This window comes from Streptosporangium sp. NPDC005286 (genome assembly GCF_040607515.1).
Taxonomy (GTDB): domain Bacteria; phylum Actinomycetota; class Actinomycetes; order Streptosporangiales; family Streptosporangiaceae; genus Streptosporangium.
In genome coordinates, this window is record NZ_JBEXGU010000263.1 from 1 (window position 1) to 8399 (window position 8399).

At 69.6% G+C, this 8399-nt stretch carries 12 protein-coding genes; 4 read left to right on the plus strand and 8 right to left on the minus strand.

The annotated features are described in order from the left end of the window. The 5 genes from ABZU75_RS43615 to ABZU75_RS43635 form a co-directional block, all read right to left on the minus strand. Positions 1–305: DeoR family transcriptional regulator (locus tag ABZU75_RS43615; protein ID WP_355568462.1), on the minus strand; the 305-nt coding region annotated here is incomplete at its 3' end. Positions 306–516: 211 nt separating this feature from the next. Continuing rightward, positions 517–1059: an RNA 2'-phosphotransferase gene (locus ABZU75_RS43620; protein WP_355568464.1), complete on the minus strand. Its 543-nt coding sequence runs from the start codon at positions 1057–1059 to the stop codon at positions 517–519. Positions 1060–1138: 79 nt separating this feature from the next. Continuing rightward, positions 1139–1582: a type II toxin-antitoxin system PemK/MazF family toxin gene (locus ABZU75_RS43625; protein ID WP_355568467.1), complete on the minus strand. Its 444-nt coding sequence runs from the start codon at positions 1580–1582 to the stop codon at positions 1139–1141. 136 nt (positions 1583–1718) lie between these two features. Beyond that, entirely contained in the window at positions 1719–1916 is a 198-nt protein-coding gene (locus ABZU75_RS43630; RefSeq protein WP_343960976.1) for a DUF5302 domain-containing protein, read from the minus strand. A gap of 211 nt (positions 1917–2127) precedes the next feature. Beyond that, positions 2128–2310 carry a hypothetical protein gene (locus tag ABZU75_RS43635; RefSeq protein WP_350927369.1) on the minus strand — a complete coding sequence of 61 codons (183 nt, stop codon included), beginning with the start codon at positions 2308–2310 and terminating at the stop codon, positions 2128–2130. A gap of 88 nt (positions 2311–2398) precedes the next feature. On the opposite strand from ABZU75_RS43635, the gene ABZU75_RS43640 reads away from it, so the two are divergent. Continuing rightward, positions 2399–2836: a MarR family transcriptional regulator gene (locus ABZU75_RS43640; protein WP_350927371.1), complete on the plus strand. Its 438-nt coding sequence runs from the start codon at positions 2399–2401 to the stop codon at positions 2834–2836. A 22-nt stretch (positions 2837–2858) separates the two neighbouring features. Continuing rightward, a complete protein-coding gene (locus ABZU75_RS43645) occupies positions 2859–3086 on the plus strand; it encodes an HGxxPAAW family protein (RefSeq protein ID WP_355568473.1) in 228 nt (75 codons plus the stop codon). Here the strand turns inward: ABZU75_RS43645 and ABZU75_RS43650 are convergent, their stop codons facing one another. The 3 genes from ABZU75_RS43650 to ABZU75_RS43660 form a co-directional block, all read right to left on the minus strand. Then, positions 3087–3431: an anti-sigma factor antagonist gene (locus ABZU75_RS43650; protein ID WP_355568476.1), complete on the minus strand. Its 345-nt coding sequence runs from the start codon at positions 3429–3431 to the stop codon at positions 3087–3089. An 82-nt stretch (positions 3432–3513) separates the two neighbouring features. Further along, a complete protein-coding gene (locus tag ABZU75_RS43655; RefSeq protein ID WP_355568479.1) occupies positions 3514–4185 on the minus strand; it encodes a response regulator in 672 nt (223 codons plus the stop codon). Beyond that, on the minus strand, positions 4185–5840 hold the full coding sequence (locus tag ABZU75_RS43660) for a sensor histidine kinase (protein ID WP_355568482.1): 1656 nt from the start codon (positions 5838–5840) through the stop codon (positions 4185–4187). The genes ABZU75_RS43655 and ABZU75_RS43660 overlap by 1 nt, the downstream gene beginning before the upstream one ends. An 89-nt stretch (positions 5841–5929) precedes the next feature. On the opposite strand from ABZU75_RS43660, the gene ABZU75_RS43665 reads away from it, so the two are divergent. Both ABZU75_RS43665 and ABZU75_RS43670 read left to right on the plus strand, forming a co-directional pair. After that, entirely contained in the window at positions 5930–7282 is a 1353-nt protein-coding gene (locus ABZU75_RS43665; RefSeq protein WP_355568485.1) for a cation:dicarboxylase symporter family transporter, read from the plus strand. Positions 7283–7568: 286 nt separating this feature from the next. Further along, positions 7569–8399, plus strand: an 831-nt coding sequence (locus tag ABZU75_RS43670) for an amidohydrolase family protein (RefSeq protein WP_355568488.1), incomplete at its 3' end; no start/stop codon positions are given.

The following is an 8399-nucleotide window of genomic DNA, read 5'->3' on the forward strand; positions in this document are numbered from 1 at the left end:
GTACCCGCGTCAATGATGATCGCGCCATCCTGCGGCAACTCGGCCAGCGCCGCCTTGGCGATACGCTCCTTCTCCGCCGTCATCACCTCATCGCGGGCGGCCAACTCGGGTTCGAACCCCAGCCGCTCGACTGGAATGGCGCCGCCGTGCACGCGCCGCAGCACCCCCGCGCGTTCCAGCGCGGTCAGGTCCCGGCGGATCGTCTCGGTGGTGACGGCGAACTCCTCCGAGAGCGTCACCACGTCCACACGTCCGACGGTCCGCGCCCGGCGCAGGATCTCCTGCTGCCGCTCCTCGGCGTACATGCTGTTGATTCACCGCCGTTTCAATGTTGTTTCAGCTTTATTTACACCCGAGTATGTTGGAACGTCAATGGTCGGCTTCCGTCAGGCTGAGTCGAGCATGAAAAACCTAGGTGTTTACCTGGAATGCGGGCACGCATGGGCCTGAAGGGGCGGATGCCCGAGACTTTGGAGTGCGTTGGAAACGGTGACCCTCGCCGAGGGTGAGGTTCCCTCAGCCGGGAAACGAGATGTGGGCGGACGGCACGTGGGCGGTCAGCCAGACACCGTTGGCACTGATCTGGAACTCGTGACCCGCCCGGTGCATCTCGCCTGAGCGAACGACCAGCACGACCGGCCTGCCCCGGCGCGCACCCACCCGGGTCGCGGTTTCCCGGTCGGGGGACAGGTGCACCGCGTGCCGGGTCATCGGCCGCAGGCCGTCCTTCCTGATGGCGGCCACGCGCGAGCCCACCGTTCCGTGGAACAGGACCTCGGGCGGCTCGACCGCGGGAAGGTCCAGGTCGACCTCGACCGTGTGGCCCTGGTTGGCGCGGATCCGGTCACCCTCTATGGTGAAGCGCCGTTTGTCGTTGCCCGCGACCACCTGCGCGAGCTCGTCGCGGGCGATCGCGAAGCCGTGCCGCGCGGCGGCGGCGAGCAGGGCGTCGATGTCCGCCCACCCTTGCGGGCCGAGGACCAGCCCGATGCGCTCGGGCTGGTGCCGGAGGTGCGCGGAGAGATATTTGGAGACTCGAACCAGTCGTCTGCTGTCCATGGGACAACAGGATGCTGACCCGCCCCGCCGCTTTCCAGCGGGTTCGCGCGGGGCGTTTCCCGGCCTCGGAGGGACGGCCTCAGCCGTCGGCGGCCCAGCCGTGGGTGCGCTTGAGCACGGCGGCCACGCGGGCGAAGCGCTCGGCGTCGAGGATGGAGCCCTCCCGCCGGATGTCGTCCTCGTTGAGGGTGAAGATCCGGTCAAGGCGCAGGTAGGAGACGCGGTTCTCCCGGTCCCAGCGGCCGGGGCCGAGCTCCAGCCAGTCGCTCGGGTCGTCGCCGCCGCCTCGGCTGGACAGCATCAGCGCGAGCAGCTTGCGCCCGTGGCGGCCGACGACCAGCAGCGGCCGGTCCTTGCCGCGGTTCGGGTCCTCCTCGTAGGGGACCCAGGCCCAGACGATCTCGCCGGGGTCGGCGAGGCCGTCGAGGTCGGGGGAGTAGTTCAGGGTCGCCGCCCGGTCGACACGGTAGACCTCGCTGACCGCGCCCCGAGCCGGTCGGGGGTCCTCGCCAAGATCACGCACGGGCGCAGCCTATTGCAGGCGCACGGTGCCCTTCAAAGGGGGGTGGCTCCGCGAGTGAGTGGGTGCCGCCCGCTGGCCGGACGCCAGCGGGGCGGCGGTCGGTCCGGGGCATCCGGACCCGGTTCGGATACGCGGCTCAGCCGCCGCTCTTGCGGCGGAAGGAGCGCTTGGCCGCAGCCGGGCCGTGAGCACCGTGGATCTTCGAGGCGTTCTTCCCCTTGCCCCCGGCGTTCGCGTCCGCCTGGGCGAGCTTCTTGCGCTCCAGGGCCTCGCGGAACTTGCGCTTCAGTTCGTCGTCGGAACTCTCAGGCTCCTCCGGCGTGACGTCAGACATGCAGACCTCCTGATCTGGCCGATCTGGCTGATCCGGGCGGACGGTCCCACCCTGGCCAGCCGGACCTCATCCTCTCATGTTTCGAACATGGGTCCGGCTGGCTGGAACGCGTCGCGGGCCTGACCGCGAGGGCCGGTCGCCGCCGGTGCCCGCGGCGGTGCCTTTGGCGGCGGCCGGGACGTGTGGTGACACGGGAGGGCGGGCACTCCCGCTAGTTCAGGTCCATGGCCATCAGCAGCAGCAGTCCGGCGAGATGGCCGACGACCACGAAGACGATCACGAAGACGAAGACGAACTTCGCCGGGCCGTGCTCGAAGTGCCGGCCCTCCTTGAGCGCGGGGCGCGCGGCCTGGCGCTCGGCGATCCGCTCCTCGATCGACTTGCTGTGAAACATGGGGATCCTTTGCTCGCCGATACTTGGGGCGATAATAGTTTGTGCATTAATTATCGTACTATGTCGGGTGGAGGTGTGCGTGAGTGACATGACTGATCCCCTGAGTTTGGAGAGCCAGGTGTGCTTCGCCCTGGCGGTCGCCTCGCGCAACGTCATCGGGGTCTACCGGCCGCTGCTGGAGCCGATGGGGCTGACCCACCCCCAGTATCTGGTCATGCTCGCCCTCTGGGAGCAGGCGCCGCTGTCGGTCAAGGAGCTGAGCAAGCTACTGAGACTCGACCCCGGTACGCTGTCCCCGCTGCTGAAGCGTCTCGAGGCCGTTGGCTACATCCGGAGGCAGCGTGACGGCCAGGACCAGCGTGTCCTGGCAGTCTCGCTCACGCCGGAGGGCCGAGGGCTGCGGGACGAGGCGGAGAAGGTTCCGCCGGCGATCGTCAGGCGTCTGGGAATGAACCTGGAGGAACTCCAGGAGCTCCACCGGTCGCTGAACCGGGTGATCGCCGCGGCGGACGGCGCGCATCACTGATTCATGTGGAGAGGAAAGGCTCATGGCTGGAAGCCACGGAGGAAGTCCGAAGTCTTGGCTTGCGGTGATCATCATTCTGCTGGGGTTCACCGTGGGAGGCGTGGCCCTGTGCCTCGGCCCCAACTGGATGTTCTTCTGGATCGGGACCGGGATCGTCGCGATCGGCGGAGTGGTCGCCCTGGCGGTCGACATCTTCTCGGATGTCATCATCGACGCCCCTCGGGTGCCGCTGGACAACGGCAACAGCTGATCAGGCCTCCTGCAGCGCCTCCTCGACAGAGGTGAAGACCTCGAAGGAGGGGCGCAGGCCGGTGATGGCGAGAATGCGCTCCAGGGTGCCGTGCACGCCGACGAGCGCCAGACGGACACCCAGGGCGCGACTTCGCTGAAGCGCCAGGATCAGCTCCGCGACCCCGGTGGAGTCGCAGAAGGTGAGCCCCGTGACATCGGCCACGATCAGGGAAGGCGCTTCGACCTCCCATGCCCTCTCCATCTCCAGGCGGAAGGCGGGGGCGTGCCGGTAGTCGAGCTCTCCGAGCACCTGGACGACGAACACCGTCCCGAGCAGCCTCGATGAGGCGGTGAAAAAGGTCATGGTCGGCTCCTTCGCCCGCGGGTGACAGGGCGGGCTGCCCTTTTTCCTACCAGGTCCGGTGCCGCCGTGCTTCCGGAGGGCGTCAAACGACCCGGTAGAGCAGCTCGGGCCGGCCGACCCCACCGTACTGGGGAACCCGGCGGGTGATTCCGCTCTCCGTCAGGTGCTCCAGGTAGCGGCGGGCGGTCACCCGGGAGACGCCGATCGCCGCCCCGGTGGTCTGGGCCGACAGGCCGCCGGGGGATTTGCGCAGCTCCACCAGCACGGCGTCGAGAGTGGCCTGGGTCATCCCCTTGGGCAGGAGGCTCTGCGCCGGGCCCCGCAGCGCCGCCAGCGTGCGGTCCACCTCGCCCTGGCCACTGGCCTCTCCCAGGCCCTCCACCGACGAGCGGAACTCCGCGTAGTGGGTGAGCTTCTCCTTGAGCGAGGCGAAGGTGAACGGCTTGAGCAGGTACTGGGCCACGCCGACGGAGACCGCGGACCTGACCACCGACAGGTCCCGCGCCGAGGTGACCGCTATGACGTCCGACATCACGCCCGCCGCCCGCAGCGTCCGGCACACCTCAAGACCGTGCATGTCGGGCAGGTAGAGGTCGAGCAGGATCAGATCGACCGGGTGGCGCCGCAGGAAGCGCAACGCCTCCCCGCCGGACCTGGCCACCCCCGCCACCCGGAAGCCGGGCACCCGCTCCACGAAGACCCGGTTCGCCTCGGCGGTGATCTCCTCGTCCTCGACCACCAGTACCGAGATCATCACGTTTCCTTTCCATGCGGCGGCAGCCGTACGGTGAACACCGCGCCCGTCTCGCTCTCCGGGACGGTATGGGCCGTCCCCGTCGCATGGGGTGCCCGCACCGGGTGACCAGCCTCGACGGTCCCGCCGACCTCGATCGTTCCGCCCAGGCGGCGAACCGCCTGGCCGACCATGGCCAGCCCGAGGCCGCGGCCGTCGCCCTTGGTGGTCCATCCCCTGCGGAAGGCCTCGCCCGCCGTCGCGGGGTCGAGCCCCGGGCCGCTGTCGGCCACGCTGATCACGAAGGCCGTCTCGTCGGCGCGCAACCGCACCTCCACCCGGGCGGGCGGGGTTCCCGCCATGGCCGCTTCGACCGCGTTGTCTATCAGGTTGCCGACGATCGTCACCAGATCGCGGGTGTCCAGGCCGAGGTCGTCGAGCTCGCTGTCCGCGGCGATCGCCAGCTCCACCCCCCGTTCCCCGGCCGCGGCGCTCTTGCCCAGCAGCAGCGCGGCGAGCACGGGTTCGCGTACGGCGCCCACCACCCGGTCGGTGAGCTGCTGTGCGGCCCTGATCTCCGCGGTCGCGAACGCCACGGCCTGCTCGGCGCGGCCCAGCTCGACGAGGGTGATGACCGTGTGAAGCCGGTTGGCCGACTCGTGCGCGGCGGCCCGCAGGGAGTCGGCGAAGCCGCGCTCGGCGTCCAGCTGCCCGGCCAGGGACTGCAGCTCGGTGTGGTCGCGGAGGGTGACCACGGTGCCGAGCGAGCGGTTGCCGGAGCGGACCACCGCCGCGTTCACCACCAGCGTCCGCTCCCCGGTCATATGGATCTCGTCGGTGCGGTTCTCGGCAGTTGAGAGCCGCTCGCCCAGCGCGGAGGGAAGGCCCAGCTCGGTGACGTGCCGTCCGTTCACCTCGCCCGCGAGGCCGAGGAGCTCCCTGGCACCGTCGTTGCAGAGCGTCACCCTGCCCGCGTCGTCGACGAGCAGCAGTCCCTCCCGTACGGCGTGCAGGATCGCGTCGTGGTACTCGTACATCCGGCTCAGCTCGGTGGGGCCCATGCCGTGAGTCTGGCGGCGTAGCCGGGCCCCGACCAGGTAGGTGCCCGCCCCGCCGAGGGACAGGCCGAGCAGGCCGATCAGCGCGGCGCCGGCGATCTGGCCGCGGAGCCTGACGCTGATCTTGTTGATCGTGATGCCCGCGCTGACCAGGGCCCTCACCCGGCCGCGGTCGTCGCGGACCGGGGCGACGGCGCGGACCGAGGGACCGAGCGTGCCGGTGTAGGTCTCGGTGAAGGTCTGCCCGGCCAGGGCGGGTGCGGTGTTGCCGAGGAAGCGGTGGCCGATCTGGGCCGGGTTGGGATGCGTGTAGCGCACGCCGTCCAGACTCATGATCGTGATGAAGTCGACCCCGGTCTCCCGCCTCACCCGTTCCGCGTACGGCTGCAGGACCGCCGAATCGCCCAGGGAGGCGAGGACGGAGGGGGAGTCGGCCACGCTGATCGTCACCGCCCTGGCGGTGCCGACGGCCTCCTCGACGAGCAGGTCGCGCATCTGCAGGAAGGCGAGCAGCGCGCCACCGGTCACGGTGACGCCCACGACGACGATCTGCAGCGCCAGCATCTGCCTGGCCAGACTCCAGCCACGCACCTGTTTGGAAAGCTCCCGCAAGTTCACGAACGAAATGTACGCAATGGTGACTTAGATCACAGCGTCGGCGGATAGTCGCTCGACCGGATTTTTCTTCTACCACGGTGGAGACACGCATGAGCGCGGCCCGAGACAGAACACACTACCTGTACATAGCCGTGATCGCCGCCGTGATCGCCGGCGTCGCGGTCGGGCTCGTCGCTCCCGATATCGGCAAGGAGCTGAAGCCACTCGGCACCGCCTTCGTCGCCCTGATCAAGATGATGATCAGCCCGATCATCTTCTGCACCATCGTGCTCGGCGTCGGATCCGTCACCAAGGCCGCCAAGGTCGGCAAGGTCGGCGGTCTCGCACTCGGCTACTTCCTCGCCATGTCGACGGTCGCGCTGGGCATCGGCCTGATCGTGGGCAACCTGATCGACCCCGGGCAGGGCCTCGCGCTCACCGACGAGCTCCGCAAGGCCGCCGAGGCCGAGGCGGCCAAGGGCGGCGAGAGCGACACGGTGACGTTCCTGCTCGGGATCATCCCCACCACGCTGGTGTCGGCGTTCACCGAGGGTGAGGTGCTGCAGACCCTGCTCGTCGCGTTGCTCGCCGGGTTCGCCCTGCAGGCGATGGGCGAGCGCGGCAGGCCCGTGCTGAACGGCATCGCGCACATCCAGCGGCTCGTCTTCCGGATCCTCGCCATGATCATGTGGGCCGCCCCCGTCGGTGCCTTCGGCGCGATGGCCGCGGTCGTCGGCGCCACCGGCGTGGACGCGCTCAAGAGCCTCGGCGTCATCATGCTCGCCTTCTACGTGACCTGCCTGCTCTTCGTGTTCGTCATCCTCGGTCCGATGCTCTGGCTGGTGGCGCGGATCGGGCTGCCCTCGCTCCTGCGCTACCTGGGCAGGGAGTTCCTGCTGATCCTGTCGACCTCGTCGTCGGAGTCGGCACTGCCGCGGCTGATCGCCAAGATGGAGCACCTCGGCGTGAGCAGGCCGGTCGCCGGGATCACCGTGCCGACCGGTTACTCCTTCAACCTGGACGGCACCGCCATCTACCTCACCATGGCCACGCTGTTCGTCGCGAGCGCCACCGGCGCACCGCTCTCCTTCGGCGAGCAGATCTCCCTGCTGGTCTTCATGATGATCGCGTCGAAGGGCGCCGCCGGGGTCACCGGCGCCGGCCTGGCCACCCTCGCCGGGGGCCTGCAGTCCCATCGCCCCGACCTGGTCGACGGTGTCGGTCTCATCGTCGGCATCGACCGCTTCATGTCCGAGGCGCGGGCGCTGACCAACTTCGCGGGCAACGCGGTCGCCACGGTCCTGGTCGGCACCTGGACCGGCGAGTTCGACCGGGAGCGCGCGGCCGAGGTGCTGGCGGGGAGGGTCCCGTTCGACGAGACGACCCTCCTGGACGACGACGATGACGGCGACGACACCCCGCCCGCCGCGCGCTCGGACGACCCGGTGATGTCACCGGCATAGCGGGAAACCGGGCGGCGGGCGTACGGGCCGGTGCCGGACACTCGTCTCGGGGGAGCGAGTGTCCGGCACCGGCCCGTATCAGTTCGTCTCGCCGCCCAACGAGATCACCGCCGGGGCCGACGCGGGGCGGGTTCGCCTGCTGCTTCCCCGACCCGGATGAGATCGCCCTGGAGTTCGTACAGCCACCGCCACGCTGACGAACTCCCAGGATCCAGCGGCGTTGACACCCCCGTTGGAGCGCCCTAGCTTGTGCAAACTCAAACGATCGATCGTAAAGGAGCGGTGGATGGCCGTCATCGATGCCCACCAGCACTTCTGGAACCTGGAGACGGGTTCCTACTCCTGGCTGACGCCGGAGGCGGGGCCGATCCACCGCACCTTCGCCCCCGAAGAGCTCCTCGGGCAGCTCGCCGACGCAGGTGTGGAGCGGACCGTGCTGGTCCAGGCCGCCGACGCCTACGCCGACACCGACGCGATGCTGGCGCAGGCGGACGCCCACGACTTCATCGCCGCCGTGGTGGGCTGGGTTCCGCTGAACCGGCCGGACGAGGCCGCCGAGGCGCTGGAGCGCTATGGACGGCACCCGAGGTTCGCCGGGGTCAGGCATCTCATCCACGACGATCCCGACCCCGACTGGGTGATCCAGGACTCGGTGGTCGAGGGGCTGGGCCTCCTCGCGGCGGCGGGGCTGCCGTTCGACGTGGTCGCGGTGCTGCCCAGGCACCTGGAGCACGTGCCGGTCCTCGCCGAGCGTGTCCCCGGGCTGCGGCTGGTCATCGACCACCTGGCCAAGCCGCCGATCAGGGAGAAGGGCTGGGAGCCGTGGGCGTCGCTGATCGCCCGAGCCGCCGAGCATCCCAATGTGCACGCCAAGGTGTCCGGCCTCAACACCGCCGCCGACGCCGAGACCTGGACCGCCGAGGACCTCCGCCCCTACGTCGACCACGCGATCGAGGTGTTCGGCCCCGACCGGCTGATGTTCGGCAGTGACTGGCCGGTGGCCATCCTCGCCGGAGACTACGCCAAGGTGTGGCGGGAGACGGGAGTGCTGCTCGCGGGCCTTGGCGAGAACGACCGCGCGGCCGTACTCGGAGGTACGGCCGCCCCCGAGATAGGG

Coding starts and splice junctions, on each gene's coding strand:
- ABZU75_RS43635 (WP_350927369.1), bottom strand. CDS start 2,310: ATGTTTCACAGCAAGTCGATCGAGGAGCGGATCGCCGAGCGCCAGGCC.
- ABZU75_RS43665 (WP_355568485.1), top strand. CDS start 5,930: ATGAGCGCGGCCCGAGACAGAACACACTACCTGTACATAGCCGTGATC.
- ABZU75_RS43650 (WP_355568476.1), bottom strand. CDS start 3,431: ATGACCTTTTTCACCGCCTCATCGAGGCTGCTCGGGACGGTGTTCGTC.
- ABZU75_RS43640 (WP_350927371.1), top strand. CDS start 2,399: ATGACTGATCCCCTGAGTTTGGAGAGCCAGGTGTGCTTCGCCCTGGCG.
- ABZU75_RS43620 (WP_355568464.1), bottom strand. CDS start 1,059: ATGGACAGCAGACGACTGGTTCGAGTCTCCAAATATCTCTCCGCGCAC.
- ABZU75_RS43645 (WP_355568473.1), top strand. CDS start 2,859: ATGGCTGGAAGCCACGGAGGAAGTCCGAAGTCTTGGCTTGCGGTGATC.
- ABZU75_RS43655 (WP_355568479.1), bottom strand. CDS start 4,185: ATGATCTCGGTACTGGTGGTCGAGGACGAGGAGATCACCGCCGAGGCG.
- ABZU75_RS43630 (WP_343960976.1), bottom strand. CDS start 1,916: ATGTCTGACGTCACGCCGGAGGAGCCTGAGAGTTCCGACGACGAACTG.